Source organism: Ewingella sp. AOP9-I1-14 (genome assembly GCF_052375995.1).
GTDB classification, from domain to species: Bacteria; Pseudomonadota; Gammaproteobacteria; order Enterobacterales; family Enterobacteriaceae; genus Ewingella; species Ewingella allii.
Map to the genome: position 1 here is coordinate 46591 of NZ_JBQSVA010000002.1, position 23143 is coordinate 69733.

The 23143-nt window shown below is 53.2% G+C and carries 21 protein-coding genes; 6 read left to right on the forward strand and 15 right to left on the reverse strand.

The window, feature by feature from the left end; translation table 11 throughout:
• Window positions 1-212 precede the first annotated feature (212 nt).
• Window positions 213-1637 carry a CBM96 family carbohydrate-binding protein gene (locus ACT3RT_RS05420; protein ID WP_496202622.1) on the forward strand — a complete coding sequence of 475 codons (1425 nt, stop codon included), beginning with the start codon at window positions 213-215 and terminating at the stop codon, window positions 1635-1637.
• A 64-nt stretch (window positions 1638-1701) separates the two neighbouring features.
• Here the strand turns inward: ACT3RT_RS05420 and xylR are convergent, their stop codons facing one another.
• From xylR to xylF, 4 genes are all read right to left on the reverse strand, one after another.
• A complete protein-coding gene (xylR, locus tag ACT3RT_RS05425) occupies window positions 1702-2880 on the reverse strand; it encodes a D-xylose utilization transcriptional activator XylR (protein ID WP_496202623.1) in 1179 nt (392 codons plus the stop codon).
• A gap of 188 nt (window positions 2881-3068) precedes the next feature.
• Window positions 3069-4256: a sugar ABC transporter permease gene (locus tag ACT3RT_RS05430; protein ID WP_496202624.1), complete on the reverse strand. Its 1188-nt coding sequence runs from the start codon at window positions 4254-4256 to the stop codon at window positions 3069-3071.
• Window positions 4249-5790: a xylose ABC transporter ATP-binding protein gene (locus ACT3RT_RS05435; RefSeq protein WP_496202625.1), complete on the reverse strand. Its 1542-nt coding sequence runs from the start codon at window positions 5788-5790 to the stop codon at window positions 4249-4251. Before ACT3RT_RS05435 ends, ACT3RT_RS05430 begins: the two co-directional genes overlap by 8 nt.
• An 89-nt stretch (window positions 5791-5879) precedes the next feature.
• On the reverse strand, window positions 5880-6875 hold the full coding sequence (gene xylF, locus ACT3RT_RS05440) for a D-xylose ABC transporter substrate-binding protein (RefSeq protein WP_353501878.1): 996 nt from the start codon (window positions 6873-6875) through the stop codon (window positions 5880-5882).
• Between the two features lie 408 nt (window positions 6876-7283).
• On the opposite strand from xylF, the gene xylA reads away from it, so the two are divergent.
• The 4 genes from xylA to ACT3RT_RS05460 all read left to right on the forward strand — a co-directional run bounded on the left by xylA (window position 7284) and on the right by ACT3RT_RS05460 (window position 11437).
• A complete protein-coding gene (gene xylA, locus ACT3RT_RS05445; RefSeq protein WP_496202626.1) occupies window positions 7284-8603 on the forward strand; it encodes a xylose isomerase in 1320 nt (439 codons plus the stop codon).
• Window positions 8604-8693: 90 nt separating this feature from the next.
• Window positions 8694-10148, forward strand: a complete 1455-nt coding sequence (gene xylB / locus ACT3RT_RS05450) for a xylulokinase (protein WP_485900939.1) — start codon at window positions 8694-8696, stop codon at window positions 10146-10148.
• A gap of 201 nt (window positions 10149-10349) precedes the next feature.
• On the forward strand, window positions 10350-10748 hold the full coding sequence (locus tag ACT3RT_RS05455; protein ID WP_485900320.1) for a CidA/LrgA family protein: 399 nt from the start codon (window positions 10350-10352) through the stop codon (window positions 10746-10748).
• Entirely contained in the window at window positions 10745-11437 is a 693-nt protein-coding gene (locus tag ACT3RT_RS05460) for a CidB/LrgB family autolysis modulator (protein ID WP_396130877.1), read from the forward strand. The genes ACT3RT_RS05455 and ACT3RT_RS05460 overlap by 4 nt, the downstream gene beginning before the upstream one ends.
• Window positions 11438-12019: 582 nt before the next feature.
• Here the strand turns inward: ACT3RT_RS05460 and flgL are convergent.
• From flgL to flgB, 11 genes are all read right to left on the reverse strand, one after another.
• On the reverse strand, window positions 12020-12982 hold the full coding sequence (flgL, locus tag ACT3RT_RS05465; protein ID WP_353501875.1) for a flagellar hook-associated protein FlgL: 963 nt from the start codon (window positions 12980-12982) through the stop codon (window positions 12020-12022).
• Window positions 12983-13016: 34 nt separating this feature from the next.
• Entirely contained in the window at window positions 13017-14669 is a 1653-nt protein-coding gene (gene flgK, locus ACT3RT_RS05470; RefSeq protein WP_353501874.1) for a flagellar hook-associated protein FlgK, read from the reverse strand.
• 143 nt (window positions 14670-14812) lie between these two features.
• Window positions 14813-15763 carry a flagellar assembly peptidoglycan hydrolase FlgJ gene (gene flgJ, locus ACT3RT_RS05475; RefSeq protein WP_353501873.1) on the reverse strand — a complete coding sequence of 317 codons (951 nt, stop codon included), beginning with the start codon at window positions 15761-15763 and terminating at the stop codon, window positions 14813-14815.
• Window positions 15763-16872 carry a flagellar basal body P-ring protein FlgI gene (locus tag ACT3RT_RS05480; RefSeq protein WP_353501872.1) on the reverse strand — a complete coding sequence of 370 codons (1110 nt, stop codon included), beginning with the start codon at window positions 16870-16872 and terminating at the stop codon, window positions 15763-15765. The genes flgJ and ACT3RT_RS05480 overlap by 1 nt, the downstream gene beginning before the upstream one ends.
• Window positions 16873-16882: 10 nt before the next feature.
• Window positions 16883-17605: a flagellar basal body L-ring protein FlgH gene (locus ACT3RT_RS05485; RefSeq protein ID WP_084674068.1), complete on the reverse strand. Its 723-nt coding sequence runs from the start codon at window positions 17603-17605 to the stop codon at window positions 16883-16885.
• Between the two features lie 111 nt (window positions 17606-17716).
• Window positions 17717-18499, reverse strand: coding sequence for a flagellar basal-body rod protein FlgG (gene flgG, locus ACT3RT_RS05490; RefSeq protein ID WP_353501871.1), 783 nt, complete (start codon window positions 18497-18499; stop codon window positions 17717-17719).
• Window positions 18500-18520: 21 nt separating this feature from the next.
• Entirely contained in the window at window positions 18521-19276 is a 756-nt protein-coding gene (locus ACT3RT_RS05495; protein WP_353501870.1) for a flagellar basal body rod protein FlgF, read from the reverse strand.
• A gap of 34 nt (window positions 19277-19310) precedes the next feature.
• Complete coding sequence (gene flgE / locus ACT3RT_RS05500; RefSeq protein ID WP_396130881.1) at window positions 19311-20567, reverse strand: flagellar hook protein FlgE; 1257 nt, start codon at window positions 20565-20567, stop codon at window positions 19311-19313.
• 136 nt (window positions 20568-20703) lie between these two features.
• A complete protein-coding gene (gene flgD / locus ACT3RT_RS05505) occupies window positions 20704-21384 on the reverse strand; it encodes a flagellar hook assembly protein FlgD (RefSeq protein ID WP_485900318.1) in 681 nt (226 codons plus the stop codon).
• 11 nt (window positions 21385-21395) lie between these two features.
• Window positions 21396-21800 (reverse strand): flagellar basal body rod protein FlgC, encoded by a 405-nt coding sequence (gene flgC / locus ACT3RT_RS05510; RefSeq protein WP_034789996.1) that lies wholly within the window; start codon window positions 21798-21800, stop codon window positions 21396-21398.
• 5 nt (window positions 21801-21805) lie between these two features.
• Window positions 21806-22216, reverse strand: coding sequence for a flagellar basal body rod protein FlgB (gene flgB / locus ACT3RT_RS05515; protein ID WP_034789994.1), 411 nt, complete (start codon window positions 22214-22216; stop codon window positions 21806-21808).
• A 181-nt stretch (window positions 22217-22397) separates the two neighbouring features.
• Between flgB and flgA the strand changes: the two genes are divergently transcribed.
• Window positions 22398-23096: a flagellar basal body P-ring formation chaperone FlgA gene (gene flgA / locus ACT3RT_RS05520; RefSeq protein ID WP_496202627.1), complete on the forward strand. Its 699-nt coding sequence runs from the start codon at window positions 22398-22400 to the stop codon at window positions 23094-23096.
• The last annotated feature ends 47 nt before the right edge of the window (window positions 23097-23143 follow it).

Sequence of the window (23143 nt, forward strand, 5' to 3'; positions counted from 1 at the left end):
AAAGAACAGGAAGATAATTTTTTGTGATTAATGATTGTTGCAAGAATTATCTTCCGCCACCCACTTCTTAGTCACCCCATATATAGTGCATAGACTGCTGTCATTAATAACAGGAAAGCAGATTTTAAGTTCTCTAAATGATTTACTTCGCTAATACTTCTCTCATCAATTTATTCTCTTGTGCATCATTGATTATTTTTGAGGAATATCCCATGAGAAAAGTATTGACCACTTTGCCCTGCTTATTCGGGCTAGCGGCTTTCCTCCCCGTACCTGCTCTTGCGGCAGATTCTCAAATCGACGTTGATTGTAGTTTTAGCCATATGAAATCTGACGATCCGATTTTAATGTTCGGCAAACCTGGTATGGCGATGTCCCATGATTTTTTTGGCAATCGCTCTACTAACGCCTTTTCCACCGCCGATATCTTATTAACCAAGTCAGGCACGACTTGCAACAACGCGGCGGACAGCACCGCCTATTGGGTTCCCACCATGAAACTCCCCAATGGTGAGATCGTCCATCCGTCCTATATGAAGAACTACTATCAGGCCAATGATGTTATTAACAACCCGCTAACCCCCTATCCACACGGGCTGCAACTCTTAGCCGGTGACCACGATGGTACCGGCCCAAATCCGCATATTACCTTCTTATGTGCCAACGGTACTGGATACACCAACAAGGCAGACCAAATCTGCGGGCTGAGATCTGCCGGTGACGCCGTGCAATTAAATATCGGCATTGCTTTCCCCAACTGTTGGGATGGAAAAAATCTCAAAGCGGGCGCCGGCGTCATTAACGCAACTTATAGTACTAATAATCAATGCCCGACGGATTATCCGGTGAAACTCGCCACCGTCAATATGAACATCGCCTACGTCTTGCCACAAATTACTTCTCTGGATGTGAGTAAAATAGAGTTATCGATGGATCCTACAATAGTTGATGGCGTATTAACGCCTCGCTGGGGCAGCCCTTATACAGCTCACGGTGATTTTATGAATGCATGGACAGACCAAGCCGCAACATTCATGACCGAACGCTGTATGAATTATAAGATGGATTGTGGAAAGAATATTCCATATAGCTATACCGACGTGATTGAAGATACCTATATTAGTAATTTGGAAGATAGTGATAAAAACTTTAATGACCAAACTACTATGTTAATTCAAGACAACTGGAACCCTCCGGGTCGAGATGTGAATAAACAGAGCATGGCATTATTAAAATTCACTATTCCGCCACTCCCGAGCAATATGGAGGATTATCCGGGCGTAACCTTTACCTATAAAATTCGCGTCTGGGATGGCAATACCACCGACTCCGCAGTCAGAAATATCTTCTTCTATCCGACGGATCCTAATGCCTGGAGTGAAAAGAGCGTGACGTGGAACACTCGACCACCATTCAATTACACCGCCGATGGCAGTATGCAGCTGAACAATAACCAGCAGTTCCGTTATGTGACCGTAGACAAACCCGTCAGGGCCGCACTGGCGGCAGGTAAAACTGAAATTTCCTACATCGTAGGCGGTGAACGTCAGGGGAGAGTCATTTCGATGAGTAGCAAAGAAGGTGGGAAAAACGCCACATTAATGCTTGTCGGATATCAGGAAGTCAAAGAGCCATAAAAGGCCTGGGATTGATCAAGTTGTGATTTATGTTGCCCCCGGTGCCCGGGGGCTTTTTTATGACTCAATAAAGGACTTCACCATGCTTATCACGATACTCTTTCGGCGTCATGTCATAGCCTTTTTTGAATACCGAGTAGAAATACTGCAATGACGGATACCCACACATTTGCGAGATCTCATTGATAGATATTGAGGTTGCCGCCAGCAAGTTCCGCGCCCTATCCAGCTTTTCATCATGAATAATGCCATGAATAGTTTGGCCGGTTTCATCTTTAAAACGCTTTTCAAGGTTTGAGCGTGATATGCCAATTGCATCAAGCACCTGCTCAACCTTAATGCCTTTGCATGCGTGGTGGCGAATGTAATGCATAGCCTGGATCACGGCAGGGTCACGTAATGAACGAAAATCGGTAGAGCGGCGCGCCATCACTTTTACCGGCGGAACCAAAATACGCTGCAACGGCAATTCTCGCTTATCCAGCAGTTGGTGAAGTAACTTGGCCGCCCGGTAGCCCATCTGCCGCGTGCCTTGCACCACGGATGACAGCGCAACGCGCGACAGGTAACGGGTAAGCTCCTCATTATCTATGCCAATAACGCTCAGTTTTTCCGGCACCGCGATATCCAGATGTTCGCACACCTGAAGCAGATGGCGAGCGCGTGCATCCGTCATGGCAATGATCCCCGTCTGCTGGGGCAAAGTTTGTATCCAGTCGGCCAGCCTGTTCTGCGCGTACTGCCAGTTCTCCGGCGCAGTTTCCATCCCTTGATAGACCACGCCCTGATATTGCTCTGCCGCAACCAGTTGGCGGAAGGCGTGTTCTCGCTCTTGCGCCCAGCGCTTGCCGCCGCTGCCGGGTAAGCCATAGAAGGCGAAACGGTTTATACCCTTCTCTTTCAAGTGCATAAACGCGGCTTCCACCAGCGCATAGTTGTCAGTCGCAATGTAGTGTACGGGGGGATAATCCTCCTCGCGGTGATAAGAACCGCCCACGCCCACCGTCGGCACATTGAGATTGTGCAGCATGTGCTCTATTTCACGATCGTCAAAATCGGCAATAACGCCATCACCCAGCCAATCTTTGATGTTATCGATACGACAACGGAAATCTTCTTCAATAAAGATATCCCAATCACACTGTGACGCCTGTAAATACTCGCCGACGCCTTCGACCACCTGCCGGTCATAGACTTTATTAGCGTTGAATAGCAGTGTTATGCGAAAGCGCTTATCAAACATGCCGTTTCCATCTCAGCGAAAGATAGTTAAGAAAGTGCCCAGCGTATAGAAACAGATGGGGCACAGTGAGTTAGCTCAATAACATGACCGCGGCAAATCCGCGCCTTCGGCGTGAGAATTTGTGATGTTTACTGGATTTAATCGCCATTTGTCCCCTTTCGGATAAGCCGCCTCGTGAATAAGTCTCTTTATGCGCGCCGCTTGGTGGCCGAGTCCATCCATACTGCCAGCAGTAGAATCGCGCCCTTGACGATATATTGCCAGAAGGTGGGAACATCCAGCATACTCATGCCATTATCCAGTGAAGCCATAATGAAAGCTCCCATCACTGCCCCCGCGACGCTGCCCACCCCGCCAGCCAAGCTGGTTCCGCCAATAACGCAGGCAGCAATGGCATCCAGTTCGGCAATGTTACCCGCCGAAGGTGAACCCGCGCCAAGGCGTGAACTGAGAATCAAACCGGCAATCGCCACCATCAGGCCATTAATAGCAAAGACCGCCATCTTGCTGCGCTCAACATTAACGCCGGAGAGTCGTGCAGCATCGATATTGCCACCGATAGCATAAATTCGCCGCCCAAAGGCCGTGCGCGAAGCCATAAACATCCCCCCCAGCATCAGCGCGACCAGAATCAACACCGGGGTCGGCACGCCACGATATTCATTCAACAGTAAGACTGCGCCCAGAGCGATCACCGCCGTCAGTGCCTGTCGGGTAACATCGTTTTTCGCCGCTGTCACCGGCAAACCGAGCGCTACCCGCTGATTACGCTTACGCCACTGAAAACCAATAAACAGCACCAGTGCCACCACGCCAACCCCAAAACCCAGGCCATTTGACAGATAGCTTTGACCAATCAGCGACATTTGCGGCGTGGTCGGTGCTACCGTGGTCCCACTGGTGATACCAATTAAGATGCCACGGAATGCCAGCATCCCCGCTAGCGTGACAATAAACGATGGGACTTTGCGGTAGGCGACCCACCAGCCATTCCATGCACCAAGCAGCAATCCTAGTAGTAGCGTGACGACAATGGTTAACGGCAACGGCCATCCCAGCCAGACATCAAAAATGGCCGCCACGCCGCCGAGTAAGCCCATCATTGAGCCGACGGAGAGATCAATCTCCGCTGAGATAATGACGAACACCATTCCCACGGCCAAAATCCCGGTGATAGCTGTTTGGCGCAGCAGGTTGGAGATGTTACGTGAACTGATGTAGGCGCCATCGGTAGTGATTGAAAAGAACACAATAATCACCGCAATAGCGGCGAGCATGACATAGACCTGCAGGTTTATATTCTTAAGGCGATGCAGTGAAAACCCTGCTGATTGATTAGCCGTTTCGCCAGTGACTGGCGGGGATATTTTAGACATTAACTTCACTCCTTAAGGCGGCTTCCATCACGTGTTGCTGGGTCAAATTATGGTTATCCAGACAGGTCTTGCACTGGCCAAGATGCATCACCAGCACCCTGTCGCTTAACCCCAACACCTCTGGCAGTTCGGAAGAGATAACAATGATTGCCATACCCTCTGCCGCCAGTTGACCGATCAATTTATAAATCTCATGTTTTGCGCCGACATCGATACCGCGCGTCGGCTCATCGAGAATGAGGATTTTGGGGTTGAGTAACAGGCAGCGGGCCAAAATCGCTTTTTGCTGATTGCCGCCACTCAGACGACCAATTGCCAATTCGGAAGAGGAAGATTTGATGTTCAGTTGGCGCACCGACTGCCGGATGGTCTGCTGTTCATTGGCTTCGTGGATCACGCCGCCACCGGTGAAATTATCCAGTGCCGCCAGAGTGATGTTGCTGCCTACCGCCATAACCGGCACGATGCCGTCGCGTTTGCGGTCTTCCGGCACCATGGCTAATCCCAGTCGCATCGCATCACGGCAGTTGTTGATGTGTGCAACCTTGCCGGCAATGGTCACTTCGCCCTGCCAGCGCCCCGGATAAACCCCAAATAGGCACTCCACTATTTCAGTACGTCCAGCCCCCACTAGCCCTGCAATGCCCAATACTTCTCCGGCATGCAGATGGAAACTGACGTTATCCACTCGCTTAATGTGACGGTTAATCGGATGCCAGGCGGTTAGCTGCGATACGCGCAGCACCTCTTTGCCAATCCGCCTCTGGCGCTCAGGGAAGAGTTCGGTCAACTCTCGGCCGACCATCATCGCAATAATCTCCTGCTCCGTGACTCCGGCTGCATCCCGCGTGGCAATATGTTGCCCATCACGGATGACGCAAAGCCTGTCGGAGATTGACCGCACCTCATTCAGTTTGTGCGAAATATAAATGCAAGCGATGTCGTGATTGCGTAAATCGCGGATGATATCTAATAAGATTTCCGTCTCACTCTCAGTGAGCGAGGCGGTTGGCTCATCCAGAACCAGCAGACGCACTTGCTTGTTGAGCGCCTTGGCAATTTCAACCAGTTGGCGCTGCCCAAGACCTAATTCTCCCACCAACGTATGAGGATCAATGTTTAATTTAACCTTGGCTAACATCCGCCGACAGCGTAAATACATCTGGTCGTTATCGAGGAAGCCGAACTTGCCCCACTCGTTACCAAGGAACATATTTTCCAGCACGCTCATCTGCTTCACTAGCGCTAATTCCTGATGGATAATCGCGATGCCTTTCTGTTCTGTCTCACGAATGCCTTTGGCTAATAGCGGCTCGCCGGAGAAATAGATCTCTCCCTCATAGCTACCATAAGGATAAATACCGCATAGCACTTTCATTAAGGTTGATTTTCCGGAACCATTTTCCCCACAAAGAGAAAGCACTTCGCCGGAATCTAGCTTAAGACTAATATTATCGACGGCTTTAACCTGACCAAATTTTTTGGTGATGTGTCGCATTTCCAGCAGACAGCTTTTTTCCGATAATACAGGCATGAGTTACCTCGCATTGCTCGGACATTCAGACAGTAAAACCGTCGAATGCCGAGCGAGTCCCATTGATGGCAAAAACCATTAACTCAATATCAATTAAGTTCCGACTTTTTATGGAAGCCATCGGCAATCACGGTTGAGTCGATATTTTCTTTATCAACTTGAATAGGGGTTAACAAATAGGAAGGCACCTCTTTCTTGCCATTACTTAAGGTGGCATTGGACGCCGGTTTCTCATCTTTGCCTAACTGAACGGCAATTTCAGCGGCCTTATCCGCTAACTTGGTGATAGGTTTATAAACCGTCATAGTTTGCGTGCCGGCTTGAATACGTTTTATCGCGGCAAGGTCGGCATCTTGACCTGAAATCGCTACTTTACCTGCCAGCCCCTGGGCAGAAAGCGCCTGAATAGCACCGCCTGCCGTGGCATCGTTAGAGGCTACGACGGCATCAATTTTATTGTTATTGGCAGTCAATGCGTTTTCCATAATTTTCAGCGCGTTTTCCGGTAGCCATCCATCTGCCCACTGGTCGCCAACAACCTTAATTTTACCCTCTTTGATTAATGGATTAAGCACCTTCATCTGCCCTGCACGGAACAGCTTGGCATTGTTATCGACAGGCGATCCTCCCATAAGGAAATAGTTACCTTGAGGCACTCGCTGGACCAGACTTTGTGCTTGCAGTTCGCCCACTTTTTCATTATCAAACGAAATATAAAAATCGATATCAGCATTATTGATCATGCGATCATAAGCCAGAACCTTGATCCCTTCTCGCTTCGCCTCGGCAATAACATTACTCAATACTTCGCCGTTATAGGGAATAATCACTAAGACATCCACGCCGCGATTGATCATATTTTCAATCTGCGCCATCTGTGTTTCTTCATTACCATTGGCCGATTGTACAAAAACATCCGCACCCAATGTTTTCGCCTTGGCAACAAATATATCCCTATCTTTCTGCCAGCGTTCTAATCGTAAGTCATCGATAGCCATGCCAATTTTAATTTCTTTAGCGATACCAGCGTGGCTGATAAACAACATTGCGGCACAGGCTGTAAGTAAGATTTTTTTCATTTTCATCTTCTAAGACCTTTTTTATATCGAGGCTGAAAAGGAGAAGCTCTGGCTTAACCACCAAAGATTGCTCATCAATGAAGAGTTATTGTCGCCGTGGAATTGTTGTCTCTGACCCTCACTTCGGCAATTGCAGATTTTAATCGCCGCGTTATGTTTTTTAGTTTCTTTCCGAATGTTTGATGGATGTCATAGTTTTATGGTAAGGAGCTGCACTTCGCTCAATTTATTTACGTGACATCACGTAACTCCTGAAAATAAATCGTCCCGATCTGCTTATTTATGCGATCTACAGCACATTTAATAATTAAGTTAATTTGAGTGTGAAATAACGTAATTGTTAGCAAGGCGTTCAACTCCGAAGATTAAAACTCACTTCCCAGCCGATCTGGGCCAGTTTCCAAGGAGTTTTCAATGCACGCTTATTTCGACAAGCTTGACGCGGTTCGCTACGAGGGAATCAACAGCACCAATCCTTTGTCATTCCGCCATTACAATCCCAATGAAGTCATTTTGGGTAAAACCATGGCAGAACATCTAAGGTTTGCGGCCTGTTACTGGCATACCTTCTGCTGGAACGGCTCTGATATGTTCGGTCTGGGGGCATTTGACCGCCCTTGGCAGCAGCCGGGAGAGGCTCTGGAACTGGCAAAAGGTAAAGCAGACGTCGCTTTCGAATTTTTCCAAAAATTGAATGTTCCTTACTACTGTTTCCACGACGTGGATGTCTCCCCTGAAGGCGCGACCATCAAGGAGTATGCCCATAATCTCGCGGTGATGACTGACGTATTAGCCAGCAAACAGGAGAGCACCGGCGTTAAGCTACTGTGGGGAACCGCGAACTGCTTTTCTCATCCACGCTACGGCGCGGGGGCGGCGACCAACCCCGACCCAGAAGTGTTCGCTTGGGCAGCAACGCAGGTGTGCAATGCGATGGCAGCGACCCAACAACTCGGGGGCGAAAACTATGTGCTTTGGGGGGGCCGCGAAGGCTATGAAACCCTGCTGAATACCGACTTACGCCAAGAACGCGAGCAAATTGGCCGCTTTATGCAGCTGGTTGTTGAGCACAAACATAAAATCGGTTTTCAGGGCACGCTGCTTATTGAGCCAAAACCGCAAGAGCCCACCAAACATCAGTATGATTTTGACGTGGCGTCGGTGTATGGCTTCCTGAAACAGTTTGGTCTGGAGAAAGAGGTTAAAGTTAACGTGGAGGCCAACCATGCGACCCTTGCCGGCCACTCGTTCCATCATGAGATCGCCAATGCGATCGCGTTGGGAATTTTTGGCTCCGTTGATGCCAACCGCGGCGACCCACAGTCGGGCTGGGATACCGACCAATTCCCTAACAGCGTGGAAGAGAATGCGCTGGTCATGTACGAAATCATTAAGGCTGGCGGTTTTACCACCGGCGGCCTGAACTTTGATGCCAAAGTGCGTCGCCAAAGCACTGACAAATACGATCTGTTTTACGGTCATATTGGCGCGATGGACACCATGGCGCTCGCACTAAAAGTGGCGGCTAAAATGGTGGAAAGTCGCGAGTTGGACAAGCACGTCGCCCAGCGTTACGCCGGCTGGAATGCTGAGTTTGGTCAGCAAATTTTGCAGGGCAAGATGTCTCTTGAGGCCCTGTCCCAGTTTGCTCAGCAGCATAAGTTAGCTCCGGCTCATCAGAGTGGTCAACAAGAAAAACTAGAGAATCTCGTCAACCGCTATTTATTTGGCTAAGCCCCATAAGATATAAAATCTGCTTCGCCCGGCATGATAATTGCTGGGCGCTGAAGACTCATGCAGCAGCCTACAGGGAGAGAAGTGTTTATGTATCTCGGTATCGATCTTGGCACGTCGGGTGTCAAAGCCATCTTACTTAATGAACAAGGTCAGGTCGTGGCTACGCACACGGAACCTCTCCCCCTTTCCCGCCCTCACCCTTTGTGGTCGGAGCAAGATCCCGCCGACTGGTGGACAGCCACCGATAACTCACTTCTCGCGTTGGGGGCTGAACATAACCTTGCCACAGTTAAGGCCCTTGGGCTGACGGGGCAAATGCACGGCGCCACGCTGTTAGATCAGCAGGGGCAAGTGCTGCGTCCGGCCATTTTGTGGAACGACGGGCGTAGCGCCAAGCAGTGTCAGGGGCTTGAAAAGGCAGTGCCCAACTCGCGGGAAATCACGGGCAATATTATGATGCCGGGCTTTACCGCGCCGAAGTTGGCATGGGTCAAGCAATTTGAACCTGATATTTTCAGTCGCATCGACAAAGTGCTGCTGCCGAAAGACTATCTGCGTTGGCGCATGACCGGCGTGTTTGCCAGTGATATGTCAGATGCCGCAGGCACGATGTGGTTGAACGTCGCCAAACGAGACTGGAGCGATGAGATACTCGCCGCCTGTAGCCTTTCGCGCAAACATATGCCACGCCTGTTTGAAGGCAATCAGATCACAGGCGAGCTGAGTGCCGAATTGGCTCAGCGTTGGGGTATCGGACGCGTGCCGGTGGTCGCAGGCGGAGGAGATAACGCAGCCGGTGCGGTGGGCGTTGGCCTCTATCGGGCAGGCCAGGCGATGCTGTCACTCGGCACATCGGGCGTCTATTTTGCAGTTAGCGAAGGCTTCCTCAGTAATCCGCAGCAGGCGGTGCACAGCTTCTGTCACGCCTTGCCCAATAAATGGCATCTGATGTCGGTAATGCTGAGCGCCGCTTCTTGTCTGGACTGGGCGGTAAAGCTAACGGGGATGGACTCGGTAGCCAGTCTGCTTAAGCTGGTTGAAGAATCGACACCGGCCCAAAGCCCTGTCTGGTTCTTGCCCTATCTTTCTGGCGAGCGCACGCCGCACAATAATCCGAACGCTACCGGAACCCTGTTTGGCTTAACACATGAACACGGCCCGGCCGATATTGGTCGGGCCGTATTAGAAGGCGTAGGATTCGCCCTCGCAGAAGGTATGGATGCCCTTCACGCCACGGGCCTGAAACCTGATTCCATCACTCTTATAGGTGGTGGCGCACGCAGTGCCTATTGGCGGCAAATGCTGGCGGATATCAGCGGGCTGACGCTGGAGTATCGAACCGGCGGCGATGTTGGACCAGCCCTTGGTGCAGCGCGTTTGGCGCAGTTGGCGATGAACCCGAATAAGTCAATGGAAGAGCTGCTACCTGAGTTACCATTGGAACAAACGCATCGCCCTGACGCTGCAAAGCAGCAGTGCTATCTTGAACGACGAAAAATCTTCCACCAGCTTTATCAAAGCCTGCTGCCCTTAATGAAATGAGCCACCACGTGCCCTTTTATCGTTTCAAAGGGCACGCGGACGTTCTGTCAACCACGTCAAAGCTGAGATAAAACTGCAAAGTTACATTAAGTACGTTTCCAAAATGGCATACACTTCATGCATTAATTTCATACTCCTTTTTGTGGTGCAGATCACAGTTTAATTGTATGATGAATGCGTCACCTTACTGGGATGAAGGCTATGCGCGACGTATTAACTTTGCTTTTACAATATATAAGGTCATTTATTTTGATCTATGCCTGCTTATACGCTGGCATCGGAATTTCATCACTGCTGCCAATCAGCATTCCCGGCAGCATTATCGGCATGCTGATCCTTTTCTGCCTGCTTTCGACGCAAGTTTTGCCTTATCGCTGGGTGAAGCCAGGCTGTAATGTGCTCATTCGCTACATGGCCCTGCTCTTCGTACCTATCGGTGTCGGGGTGATGACCTATTACGATATGCTGCGCGCCCAGTTCGGCCCCCTGGTGGTTTCTTGTCTGGTCAGCACTTTAGTCGTACTGGTGATCACGGCCTACTGCTCGCACTTCATCCATCGCGAAAAGCCGCTGGTTAGCGACGTGGAGGAGAAGCCATGATCGACATTCTCTGGTCGTTACCTTTAACGCTGCTGGTGTTTTTCGCCACCCGCAAGCTGGCTATCAAGCTGAAACTTCCGCTGTTGAATCCGTTGCTGATGTCGATGGTGGTGATCATCCCACTACTGTTAGTGACCAACATTCCCTACGCCCGTTATTTTGCTGGCAGTAAGATTCTGAATGACCTGCTACAACCGGCGGTGGTGGCGCTGGCTTTCCCGCTGTATGAGCAGTTGCACCAGATACGCGCCCGCTGGAAGTCGATCATCAGCGTCTGTTTTATTGGCAGTATGGTGGCGATGACCAGCGGCACGGCGATAGCCTTATGGATGGGCGCGACGCCTGAGTTGGCCGCCTCAATATTACCAAAATCAGTGACCACGCCGATTGCCATGGCAACGGCTCACTCGATCAACGGCATCCCGGCGATTAGCGCAGTCTGCGTGATTTTCGTGGGTATTCTTGGCGCGGTGTTTGGTCACAGTATTTTGAATGTCCTGAAAATCACCACCAAAACCTCACGCGGTTTAGCCATGGGTACCGCCTCCCACGCCCTAGGCACGGCCCGCGCCGCAGAAGTTGATTTTCAAGAAGGTGCCTTTAGCTCGCTGGCACTGGTGATATGCGGGATCATGACGTCGCTTATTGCACCTTTCCTGTTTCCGGTGCTGCTGGCAATGTTTGGGTAAAGCAGATCATTGGGTTTTGCTTTGCTCCCTCTCCTTTTTAAGGAGAGGGCTGGGGTGAGGTTTGCCTCATTGAGCACGATTTAAACCACTCCTCATCCCAGCCTGACCTAACCCACTGAAACGGCACGGTGTAATTGCCAGTAGGTCGCGTTCAGAAGTGACGCCGAGCAAGAGGTGGAAAACCGCGTGGCTTTTTACGCGGGTTGTAATCCCGCAGCGAGGGAACCGCCTAAGCGGCGGCATTTCGCGGCTATCACTTAGCTACCTGAAACACGTCCATCCCCCCCCTGCGAAGCCTCGATCCTCCAGCACTAAAGAGCGCGGGTGTCCAGAGGGCGCGCGCTTTCGCGCCTTCTGGGCCAGTTTGCGTGGCAACGCAAGGTCTTGAATTTAAATTTGAATTTGAATTCAAACCCAAAGATGCAATTGAAAATAAAAAGTGTATGTCACCCTGCCCTTAGGCTGACAAAGTGACATACAAACTGAACGCACCCGGTTTAAGTACGCTCAGAAAAGGTGTAGATGAGAAGGAGCCAGCAGGCCCCTTTCAGTGAGACGTTTTAGAAATGAATTCGCGGGGAATTAAGAATTCATTTGGAACAGCGACAGCCCTTGCATGCTGGTAAAGGTTTTGTACGACGCCTGTAGTGCGACTTGCTGCAAGCTGTATTGCGAAATAGCCGCCGTCCAGTCGGTGCCGACCAGCGCGTTAAGCTTATCGCCGTTAATCAGCTTGGTGTCGTCGCCCATCGAATCCAGCTTATCCAACTCGTCCAGCTGGGTACCCAACTGAGAGCGCACGGACAGCACGTTGTTCAGCGAGTTCGACAGGCCGCGGTTGCTTTTGTCGATGGCTGCCGTGTAATCAGAAGGGCTAGCGAAATTAGCTTTTGGCGTTTTCAACGCGGCGATAGCGCCGTCGATGGTTTTGAAGATATCGGTCTGGCTTGCCGTGCCGTCCGGCTCTTTCACTGGGTTAGACGTCAGCGTGTTAAATACCTGCGTACCGGTGTGGCTGATGGTCATGGTACGGCTGGCATCAACCTGCTGGGAAATCGCTTCATCCCCGCCGCTATAGGTCACCGCCCCCGTCGTTGCATCCACGCTGTACGGCGGCTTATCACTTTTGTAACCGCCAAAGATATAGCGCCCGTTACCGTCTGTGCTGTTCGCCATATTGACGATTTGGTCTTTAATACCCTGCAACTTGGTCGCCAATGACGCGCGGTCATCATCACTCAACGCACCATCACCGGCGTTAACGATCAGGCTCTGCGCGCTCTGAATCGCGGTGGTGACGTTGTTCAGGATGTTCTCTTCCTGACTCATATTCTGGTTCGCGAAGGTACGCGCGATGGCGTATTGATCGTTCTGCGCCTGCGCCTGTTGAACCATAATCGCCTGCGAGGCGGCCAGCGGGTCATCCGACGGCTTGTTCACCCGATTGCCGGTAGAGAGCTGCACACCGGTATCCTGCCACAGCGACTGAGCATTCGAGACGCTGTTCATATTCTGCTGGTAAATCATGTTGGTACTAAGGCGCATGGCATCAGTTCCTTATCGAGTCGCGGTGAATGCGTTACAGGTTAATGATCGCATCGAAAATGGTTGATGCCGTCTTAATCACTTGCGCGTTAGCCAGATAATATTGCTGATAACGCTGCAAATCGCCGTATTCTTCGTCGGTGTTAACGCCCGAGATCGACTGCTGTTGCTGCTGCAAGTTGGTGACGATGTTGGTTTGCGCCGTGGTGTTGGTTTTCAAACTGGCAACCTGATTACCCACGCTGCTCACCAGGCTGGCATATGCGCCGGTCAGGGTTGATTTACCTTCCACCAGCTTGGCGGTTTGCAAATCCAACAGTTTCTGCGCGTTGGTGTTATCGCTAGCGCCGGAATCTGTTTTACTGGCGGCGGCAATTTGCGAACCGTCGGTCAATGCCACATTCAGGCTGCTCGCGGCATTGCTTACCGTTTTCACCGTGATGCTGTCTTTTTCAGCCGGGGTGCCGGTGACATCAATCTTGATGCCGTCGAAGGTCATGGTAGTGACGTTATTGGCATCGGTGCTCTGCGTCGGGGTGATTTTTGCCCCGTCGGAGGTGCGCGTTGCCGTCCACTTGCCACCTTCGTAGGACATCACATAATCACTGGCTTTCACCGCCGTGGCGTCCGCGTAGGTCACCGTCATGTTAGCCGTGCCGGTGTTTTTGGTATTCGAAATGGTCGACGGATTGCTAAAGTTGAAGAAGTTGGTTCCGGCGTTCCCGGATACATCAAAACCAGCTTTGTTCACGCCGTTGAAGCTGCTGCCAATGGAGAGCGCCAACTGGCCCAGCTGGTTTATGGCTGGCTCAAGGTTGTCTTTACGGAAGGCCAGCACGCCACCCAAGGCACCCGTGGTGATGCGGCTTTCGCTAACCTGGGTCACGCTGCCATCTGGCTGAGTCATACCCACAGTCAGTTTGCTCGGATCAGCGCTGGACGGCGTTGCCACTACGGTACGGGTATCGCTGCCCTGCACTAAAGGCACGCCGTTGGCGAACGAGACGTTATAGGCGTCGCCGTCTTGCTGAGTCACGGTTACACCGGCGATATCATTCAGTTTGCTGACCATCTCATCGCGTTGGTCCAGCAGCGCGTTTGGCTCCTGCCCGGTGCTGCCGCGCGTGGCGGTGATCTGCTGGTTCAGCTTGGCGATTTGTGAAGCATAGTTATTGATTTGGTTCACATTATCGGTGATTTGCTGGTTTATGCCGGTATTCATATCAGCGAGGTATTTTGCCGCGCTGTTGAACTGTGCCGCCATCCCCTGCGCTTGCCCCAAAACGGCCTGACGTGACGCGCTGTCACCGGCGTTGCTGGTCAGGGTTTGCAGACTTTTGAAGAAGTTCTGCATGGTGCTCGATAAGTTGGTGGTGCTGTTCGACAGCAGATTATCAATCTGGCTCGCCTGAGCGTACTGGGTGCCCAGCGCGCTATTGATGGTGCTAGCACCTAGCAACTGGTTGGAAACAAAGGCGTTATATTCACGGTTGATGCTACTGACGTTAACGCCGTTGCCGATGTAACCCGCCGCCGTACTATTGCCGTTGCTCTGAACAATGATCGCGGTCTGGCGGTTGTAGCCCGCCACGCTGACGTTGGCGATGTTGTTACTCACCGTGCTCAGTGCAGCCTGAGCCGCATTCAGTCCGCTCATTGCGGTATTAATTAAGCCATTTGAGGACATGAGTGACCCTTCTGCTCCCGGAACCAGCCCGGCGAATGATATAAAATCAAAGTGTTATGGAAATCGGGATTCGCGCCCTTTTTCCGCTCTGAAAGAGTTATCGGCTAATGCCTTGAGAACTTGAGACGTAAAAGACAGTTTTTTCAGAAAATTTTGCTGAGATCCGTGCTGTAGGCTTTGACCGCCTGCGCGCCGGCCCCTTTGATTTTCTGGATAACATTCACCAGCTTAGCGGCGTAGTTAGGATCGGTGGCATAACCGGCTGCTTGCAGCGCGTGGGCCGCCTGTTCCGGCGTGTTGGCGGCCGCCACGTGGGCATAGCGCGGGTTGTTGGTCAGCAATTTCACGTAATCGCTGATGGCTTCGACATAGGAGCCATAGACGCGGAAGCTGGCCTGCACCTTCTTCGCCACGCCGTTGGTGTATTCGGTGGTGGTGATTTGCGTGGTTGGCCCGGTCCAGTTGCCGCCCGCCTTAATACCAAACAGGTTATAGCTCTGCTTGCCGTCGCTAGTGGGAATTTCACGCTGGCCCCAGCCGGATTCCAGTGCGGCCTGCGCCATGATCAGCTGGTGCGAAATGCCACTTTCCTGACTGGCGACCTGCGCCGGAATGCTCAGGCGCGACACAAACTGGCCGCTGTCCTGCGGCAACGGTGCGCCGCCCAAAGTGCGGTCCGGCGCGTTAGGAATGGCTTTGCGGATCATCTGCTCCATTGCCTGAAGCGGCATGGTGCTCAGTACTTCGTTGTCCAGCGCCATTGGCACCGTACCCGCCTTCTCGGAGGGCTCGGGATTACCGCCGGTGAGCTGTTTCACCATCATATCGGCCATGCCCAGCCCTTTAGCCGACATGTCCTGCGCAATTTGCTGATCGTACATCGATGTATAAAGCCGGGTTTGGTCACTGCTCAGCAGGCCGTCCTGCGGCAGTGCGGAACGCATGCTTTTCAGCATCATCTGCACGAAAACGCCTTCGAACTGCTTCGCCACTTCCCTCACCTGCCCTTGCGGATCGTTCTTGGCCGCCACTTTCAGTTTATTCAGCGACTGCGCATCATACGCAGCGCCGGACATCGACATAAGATCGCTCATTAGATGATTTCCAAATCAGCGCGCAGGCAACCTGCGGTTTTCATGGCTTGCAGGATAGACATCAGGTCAATCGGCGTCGCACCCAGCGCATTCAACGTGCGCACCACATTGTTCAGGCTGGCGCTCGACTGCACTTGCTGCAAGGCTCCGCCCGACTGGCGCACGGAAATATTGGTGTTCGGCGTCACCACGGTTTGGCCGCCGCCAAATGGCGTGTTCGGTTGGGAAACGTCGTTTTGTCTGTCGACTACCACGGACAAGTTACCCTGCGCCACGGCGCAAGAGTCCAGCGTCACGTCGCGGTTCATCACTACCGAGCCAGTACGCGAGTTGATGATCACCTTGGCATCCATCGGGCCGACGGTCACTTCAACGTTCTGGATCTGCGCCAAAATACGCACCTGCGAGCTGTTGCCGCGTGGCACCATCACCTGAATGTTACGAGCATCCAGAGCGGTCGCCGTGCCCATGCTGCCCTGACGGTTAATGGCGTCGGTCACCTGTTGAGCCAGGTTGAAATCTTCATCATTGAGTTGAAGATTGATCACCCCTTCGGTGCCGAAGGTGCTTGGAAGTTCGCGTTCAATGGTCGCCCCGCCGGTAATACGGCCGCCGGAGAGCTGGTTAACCGTCACGCTGCTGCCGCCCGCCGAGGCTCCGGCGCCGCCCACCAGCACGTTACCCTGTGCCAGTGCGTAAACTTGGTTGTCTACCCCTTTCATGGGGGTCATCAGCAGGGTGCCGCCGCGAATACTTTTGGCATTACCCATGGATGACACCACCACGTCGATGGCCTGTCCGCTGCGAGCGAACGGCGGCATCTTGGCGGTAACCATGACCGCCGCCACGTTTTTCAGCTGCATGTTAGTGCCGGGTGGCACGGTGATCCCCAACTGGGAAAGCATGTTAGTCAGAGTCTGGGTGGTAAATGGCGTTTGGGTGGTCTGGTCACCAGTGCCGTCGAGGCCAACCACCAAGCCGTAGCCGATCAGGGCGTTATCACGCACGCCCTGAATGGTCGCCAGATCGCGAATTCTTTGCGCCGAAGCCGGCAGCGCGGCCGCCGCGCAGAGCGTAATACAGAGTAAGCCGGAAATTAGTTTTCGCATGAGTGCCTCATTAGTACGGCGATACATTTAGGAAGAACCGCTGCAACCAGCCCATGTTCTGCGCTTCATTGATGTAGCCGTTACCCACATATTCGATTCGGGCGTCCGCCACCTGCGTGGAAACCACGCTGTTGGAGCCGCTGATGGTGCGCGGGTTCACCACGCCGGAGAACCGGATAAATTCGGTGCCCTGGTTAATTTCAATCTGCTTCTCGCCAACCACGCGCAGGTTGCCGTTGGCCAGCACTTCGCTAACCGTCACGGTCAAGGTGCCGCTGAAGGTGTTGTTCGCCGCCGCGCCGCCTTTGCCGCCGAAGGTGTTATCGCCGGAGATATCCATATCGGCGCGGGCATTGCCGAGCAGGCCTTCCAGATAACGCGGCGCGGTCGCCACGCCAAACTTGCTTGAGCCATTACGGCTGGCGTTGGCGGAGGAGCTTTTGCTGGCACTGACGTTTTCTTGCAGTACAAGCGTCAAGGTATCGCCGACGTTACGCGGTCGACGGTCTTCAAACAGGGGCTGATAGCCATAGTTCATCGGCTGAACGGATTGGAAAATCGAACCGTTCGGAACCGGTGGTGCCGCAGGAGCAGGTTGAGCCGTGGTGGCGCCTTCGACCAAGGGTTTATGCGGCATGTACGCGCACCCGTTGAGCAATAAGGTCACTAATAGCGGCAGAGCCAACACGCCATGTCGGTGAAAATGTGCACTGTTTACCGACGTTAATTTCATGGTCACCACGGAAATCGCCTTCGAAAAAGAATGAATCGGAGCCTGAAGTAACGGGGGCGGCGTACCGTCCCCCGCAGGCCAAGGTAACGCCGGGCGTTACCTTTCTTACTCTTAAAGCTGAGTTAACTTCTGCAACATCTGGTCGGATGTTGATACTGCTTTACTGTTGATCTCATACGCGCGCTGGGTCTGGATCATGTTGACCAGCTCCTCCGCCACGTTAACGTTTGAGGTTTCAACATAGCCTTGGTACAGCAGGCCTGCGCCGTTCAGGCCCGGCGTGCTTTCCGTTGGCGCGCCAGAACTTTGGGTTTCCTGATACAAGTTTTCACCGGTGGACTCTAAGCCTGAGTCATTGATGAAAGTGCTGAGCGTCAGTTGCCCTACCTGCTGCGCTGCCGCCTGCCCCTGCACGGTCACGCTGACAATGCCGTCACGGCCGACGGTGATTTTCAGGGCGTTAGCAGGGATGGTGATAGCCGGGATAACCTGATAACCACTGGAGGTCACCAGCTGACCGTTTTGGTCAACCTGGAAAGAGCCGTCACGGGTATAGGCTGAGGTCCCGTCAGGCAGCTGCACCTGGAAGAAACCCTGCCCTTTGATGGCGATATCTTTACTGTTATCCGTCTGCGACAGGTTGCCCTGCGCGTGGATACGCTCAGTAGCGACCGGGCGAACACCGGTACCGATCTGCAAGCCTGACGGCAGATTGGTCTGCTCGGAAGACTGGGCACCCGGCTGGCGGATTGTCTGGTACAGCAAATCTTCAAACACCGCGCGCTGGCGTTTGAACCCGTTGGTGCTGACGTTTGCCAGGTTGTTGGCGATGACGTCCATGTTGGTCTGCTGCGCGTCAAGGCCAGTTTTCGCGATATATAGCGATGGGATCATGTTGTTACTCCTCTGCCGCCGTTAGGTCATCGACAGCAGTTGGTTGGCGCGTTGTTCGTTTTCATCCACGCTGTGGATGACCTTCATTTGCATTTCAAAGCGGCGGGCGTTAGCAATCATGTCAACCATGGTTTCCACCGGTTTGACGTTGCTGCCTTCCAGCGTTCCCGGCATCACGTGGATGGTCGGGTCGGCCTGCAGGGTATTGCCCCGAGCCTGCGCAGTGGCCGGCGTGAGACGGAACATGCCGTCATCACCACGGGTCACTTCACTGCCGTTGGCTTTCACCAGTTTTAACTGAGCCAGCTGGCCCATGGTGTTAGGGTCCGCACCCGCCTCGAGCACCGAAATGGTGCCGTCGGCCGAGATGGTCAGTTGCGCATTCGGCGGCACTTCAATCGGGCCGTTGTCACCCATCACTGGGTTCCCCTGAATGGTTAACTGATTGGTCGGCGAAACCTGAAGATCCCCGTTTCGGGTATAGGCTTCAGAACCATCAGGCATCTGCACCGCCAAAAAGCCGTCCTGCTGTAACGCGACGTCGAGCGGGCGACCGGTGTAGTTCAGCTGGCCCTGAGTCATGTCGGCACCCGGCGTTGAAGCCGTCACCAAAGTACGTGTCTCAAGGCTTGGCCCATCGACCGGCACCGCGCGCAGCGCCATCAGTTGGGCACGAAAACCCGGCGTTGAGGCATTGGCCAGATTACTCGCGGTGACCGACTGCTGGTTCAGCGTCTGGCTGGCAGCACCCATCGCGGTGTAGATAGCGTGATCCATAGTGCGTTCCTTTTGCGTCTGTCATTCAGCGCGATTAGCGCAGGTTGACCAGCGTGTTCAGGATCTGGTCCTGGGTTTTGATGGTCTGCGCGTTCGACTGGTAGTTACGCTGAGCCACGATCATGTTGACCAGCTCTTTACTCAGGTCGACGTTTGACGCTTCCAGCGCCCCGCTTTTCATCTCACCAAAACCGCCTGCACCCGCAATGCCGGTGATTGGCTGACCAGAGGACTGGGTGGCGGACCACACGTTGTCGCCTTCGGATTTCAGACCTTCCGGGTTAGAGAAGTTAGTCATCACGATCTGGCCCAACAGCTGGGTTTTCTGGTTGGAGTAGACGCCGGTGATGGTACCGTCGTTATTGATTTGGTAGCCGGTCATCTGGCCCGCGGCATAACCATCCTGATTCAACGCGCCGATGCTGTTACTACCGGTGTTCTGTTGAATACTGCCAAGGAAGCTCAGCGAGACGTTTTGCGGCGTCGTAGCACCGTTGGTGCTGTTATCCATCGGCAGAGTGAAAGCAAAAGCCGTCGCAGTTGGCGTGCCGTCAGCATTGGTGGTGCTCGCCAGAGTACCGTTTTGGTTGAAGTTCAAGGTGCCTAGCTTGCCCGCTTTAGAGCCTGAAACGCTGGTATCTTGTGAATAGACGTCCCAAGAGTTTGGGGTAGCCGAGTTAGATGACTTAACGAAATACACGTTGTTGTCATGCTTATTACCCAGTGAGTCATAGGTGGTAATGGTGTTGACGTAGTTGTAGCTGTCCGGATCTGAACTGGAGAAAGTGGCGTTCTTCGGCAACTTATCGCTGGAGTTCAGGTTAGCCACCATCAGGCCGCTGCTGCTTGGCTTGGCGATCATCATGGTGTTCGGAATGGTCAAGGGCACTGGCTGTGCGCCCTGAGCGATGGTTGGCGGAGTCCCGGTTGCCGGGTAGCCCGTCACGCTCAAACCTTGGGTGTTCACCAGATTGCGTTTGTCATCCAGAGAGAGCTGGCCGTTACGCGAATAGAACACGCCGCCGCTGGAGTCAGTCAGGCGGAAGAAGCCGTTGCCGCTCAGCGCAACGTCTAAACCACGGTTGGTATTGGTGGTGGTACCGTCGCTGAAGTCCTGAGTAATAGCTGCCACTTTGACACCCATACCTACTTGAGAACCGGCGAACATGTCGGCGAATGAGGCGGTGCCTGATTTGAAACCAGCGGTGGCGGAGTTGGCGATGTTGTTACCAATCACGTCCAGGTTGGTCGATGCTGCATTCAGGCCGCTGACTGCTTGGTTAAAGCTCATGGTCTGCTCCTTTTTGCCTGTCATCCTTCTTGTTGCAGGGCTGTAGCCAGTCCTAAAACGAGAGTGATTAAAAGCAAAATCAATAGGTTAAAATTATAAATTTCTGTTTATGCTGCTGTGTGAAATCTTCAATCTGCTACAAAATCTGTCGAACATTGGCGAGCGTGGTGGTGCCGCGCACGCCGAGATCCAGCACTGCGCCGGAGCTGTCATTGGTGACGCCGTTGACCAGCGCGTAGTTCAGCGCGGTGGCGACCATCTGCTGGCCGCCGTTGGTCGAGTTGATGCTGAAGGTGTATGCGCCGTCCGGTGCCGCCGTGCCGTCATCCTGCTTGCCGTCCCAGGTGTAGCTGTGGACGCCGGCAGTCTGTGAACCCAGCGCGATGGTTTTCACCACTTTGCCGGTGGAGTCACTGATCACCACATTGTTGGTGTCCGCCGCGCTTTCGAGTTGCAGGCCAAACGGCGTGGTGCTGACCTTGCCGTCAGAGCTGCCCACCAGAATCGCCCGCCCTTCAATCATCACCCCGTGACCAATCAGCGCCGTGGCCTGAACCGACTGGTTGCTGTTGATCTGGCCGGAAATGCTACCCAAGGTGGTGTTGAGTTTTTCGATACCGCTCACGGTATTGATTTGCGCCAACTGGCTGGTGAGCTGGGCGTTATCCATCGGGTTGGTAGGATCTTGGTTCTTAAGCTGGGCGACGAGCAGGGTCAGGAAGTTACTCGACAGGTCATCCGCCGTGGATTTCGGCTTGCTGTTGTCGGTATTAATGGTGTTGTCGGTGCTGTCGTTGACTGAACTTAAAACTGACATAAGCGGCTCCGTTATTGACCCAATGTCAGGGTTTTCATCATCAACGACTTGGTGGTATTCAACACCTCGACGTTGGCCTGATAGCTGCGTGAGGCGGAGATGGTGTTAACCATTTCGCTCACCACGTCGACGTTGGGCATCTGCACATAACCCTTGGCATCCGCCATGGGGTTGCCGGGCTGAAACACCATGCGCATCGGTGCCGGGTCATCCACCACCTCGGCCACTTTCACGCCACCGGTTTCTTGGCCCGGCGCGGCGTTGACTTGAAACACCACCTGCTTGGCGCGATAAGGCTGACCATCCGGGCCGGTCACGCTGTCGGCGTTGGCCATGTTACTGGCGCTGACGTTCATGCGTTGCGACTGGGCAGAAAGCGCCGAACCGGCGATATCAAAAATATTGAGCATCGACATACTGGTTATCCTTGAAGTACCGACATCATGCCTTTCACCTGCCCGGTCAATACGGTCAGGTCAGTCTGATATCGCACACTGTTATCCGCGAAATTGGTACGCTCACGGTCCATATCCACCGTGTTGCCATCCATCGACGGCTGGTCTGGAATGCGGTACATCAGGTCAAGATCCGGGCCTGAGCTGGTCGCCGCTGGAATGTGGCGCGCGTTGGTTAACTCCAGCGACATGCCGCTGCCGTTAGCTCGCCCTGCTTCCATCACTTTCTGTAACTGACTGGCGAAATCGATATCGCGCGCCTGAAACCCCGGGGTGTCGGCGTTGGCGATATTCGCCGAAAGAATTTCTTGCCGCTGGGCGCGCAGGTTGAGCGCTTCCTGTTGGAACTGTAGTGCGGCGTTCAATTTGTCGAGCATGCGCCCTCCGCAAAGTGAGAATTTGGAGCCGACAGCATAAATCCCTATGTCAACAACCTATCGCGGGAATAAGCGCAAAATGCCCCGCTATTTGTCCCTTTAGGAAATGCAAACTGCGGGTAGACTTGTCGCCAGAAGTGGGGTTCCCCCCAGAGGCCATCATGACGAGGCGCAAGGCGAAATGACTAAGCTGAAGAGTGGACAAGCAGGCGTGCTTTTACTGAGCCTGATACCGGGCGCGGTGCTGGCAGCAGCGCCGTCGGCGGCGTCAGACAATAACAACACGCCCTTGGCTGGACATATTCAGCAGTTTTTCAGTCAGCAGTACGCCGGGAATGGGACTCAGGTGAAAAGCCTTATTAACACCCCTGCCGCCCGCCAGCCGCAGTGCCTTTCACCACAGCTTTCTCTTTCCCCCAATGCGCGGCCTTGGGGGAATGTCTCCGTGGCGGTGAACTGCAACGGGCAGAAAAGCTACGTGCAGGCACAGGTGCAGGTCAGTGGCAGCTACTGGGTGGCGGCGCGAAACGTCTCTTCCGGCGCGCATCTGACTCAGGCCGATATGCAGCAGAAAACGGGGAGATTGGACTTATTGCCGCCACGGGCTATTCTTGACAGCCAGCAAGCCATCAACGCGGTGACGCTGCGCAATATTAATGTCGGTCAGCCCCTAACTTTATCGATGCTGCGCCGCCCGTGGATGGTCCACGCGGGGCAGGAAGTTCAGGTACAGGCGACGGGAACCGGGTTTAATGTTTCCAGCTCGGGCAAGGCGATGAATAACGCCGCCGCCAGTGAAACCGTGCGGGTTAGAATGCCTTCCGGGCAGATTGTTAACGGCAAAGTAGCAGCAGATGGCACGGTGAGCATCGCCATCTAGCGAATGTTTCCCTGTCATTGCAATAAAGGCTAAAGTTTTTCCGTAAA

Excerpts from the sequence above, each read along its gene's own strand:
- ACT3RT_RS05420 (WP_496202622.1), top strand. The coding sequence starts at position 213 with ATGAGAAAAGTATTGACCACTTTGCCCTGCTTATTCGGGCTAGCGGCT.
- xylR (WP_496202623.1), bottom strand. The coding sequence starts at position 2,880 with ATGTTTGATAAGCGCTTTCGCATAACACTGCTATTCAACGCTAATAAA.
- ACT3RT_RS05430 (WP_496202624.1), bottom strand. The coding sequence starts at position 4,256 with ATGTCTAAAATATCCCCGCCAGTCACTGGCGAAACGGCTAATCAATCA.
- ACT3RT_RS05435 (WP_496202625.1), bottom strand. The coding sequence starts at position 5,790 with ATGCCTGTATTATCGGAAAAAAGCTGTCTGCTGGAAATGCGACACATC.
- xylF (WP_353501878.1), bottom strand. The coding sequence starts at position 6,875 with ATGAAAATGAAAAAAATCTTACTTACAGCCTGTGCCGCAATGTTGTTT.
- xylA (WP_496202626.1), top strand. The coding sequence starts at position 7,284 with ATGCACGCTTATTTCGACAAGCTTGACGCGGTTCGCTACGAGGGAATC.
- xylB (WP_485900939.1), top strand. The coding sequence starts at position 8,694 with ATGTATCTCGGTATCGATCTTGGCACGTCGGGTGTCAAAGCCATCTTA.
- ACT3RT_RS05455 (WP_485900320.1), top strand. The coding sequence starts at position 10,350 with ATGCGCGACGTATTAACTTTGCTTTTACAATATATAAGGTCATTTATT.
- ACT3RT_RS05460 (WP_396130877.1), top strand. The coding sequence starts at position 10,745 with ATGATCGACATTCTCTGGTCGTTACCTTTAACGCTGCTGGTGTTTTTC.
- flgL (WP_353501875.1), bottom strand. The coding sequence starts at position 12,982 with ATGCGCCTTAGTACCAACATGATTTACCAGCAGAATATGAACAGCGTC.
- flgK (WP_353501874.1), bottom strand. The coding sequence starts at position 14,669 with ATGTCCTCAAATGGCTTAATTAATACCGCAATGAGCGGACTGAATGCG.
- flgJ (WP_353501873.1), bottom strand. The coding sequence starts at position 15,763 with ATGAGCGATCTTATGTCGATGTCCGGCGCTGCGTATGATGCGCAGTCG.
- ACT3RT_RS05480 (WP_353501872.1), bottom strand. The coding sequence starts at position 16,872 with ATGCGAAAACTAATTTCCGGCTTACTCTGTATTACGCTCTGCGCGGCG.
- ACT3RT_RS05485 (WP_084674068.1), bottom strand. The coding sequence starts at position 17,605 with ATGAAATTAACGTCGGTAAACAGTGCACATTTTCACCGACATGGCGTG.
- flgG (WP_353501871.1), bottom strand. The coding sequence starts at position 18,499 with ATGATCCCATCGCTATATATCGCGAAAACTGGCCTTGACGCGCAGCAG.
- ACT3RT_RS05495 (WP_353501870.1), bottom strand. The coding sequence starts at position 19,276 with ATGGATCACGCTATCTACACCGCGATGGGTGCTGCCAGCCAGACGCTG.
- flgE (WP_396130881.1), bottom strand. The coding sequence starts at position 20,567 with ATGAGCTTTAACCAAGCAGTCAGCGGCCTGAATGCAGCATCGACCAAC.
- flgD (WP_485900318.1), bottom strand. The coding sequence starts at position 21,384 with ATGTCAGTTTTAAGTTCAGTCAACGACAGCACCGACAACACCATTAAT.
- flgC (WP_034789996.1), bottom strand. The coding sequence starts at position 21,800 with ATGTCGATGCTCAATATTTTTGATATCGCCGGTTCGGCGCTTTCTGCC.
- flgB (WP_034789994.1), bottom strand. The coding sequence starts at position 22,216 with ATGCTCGACAAATTGAACGCCGCACTACAGTTCCAACAGGAAGCGCTC.
- flgA (WP_496202627.1), top strand. The coding sequence starts at position 22,398 with ATGACTAAGCTGAAGAGTGGACAAGCAGGCGTGCTTTTACTGAGCCTG.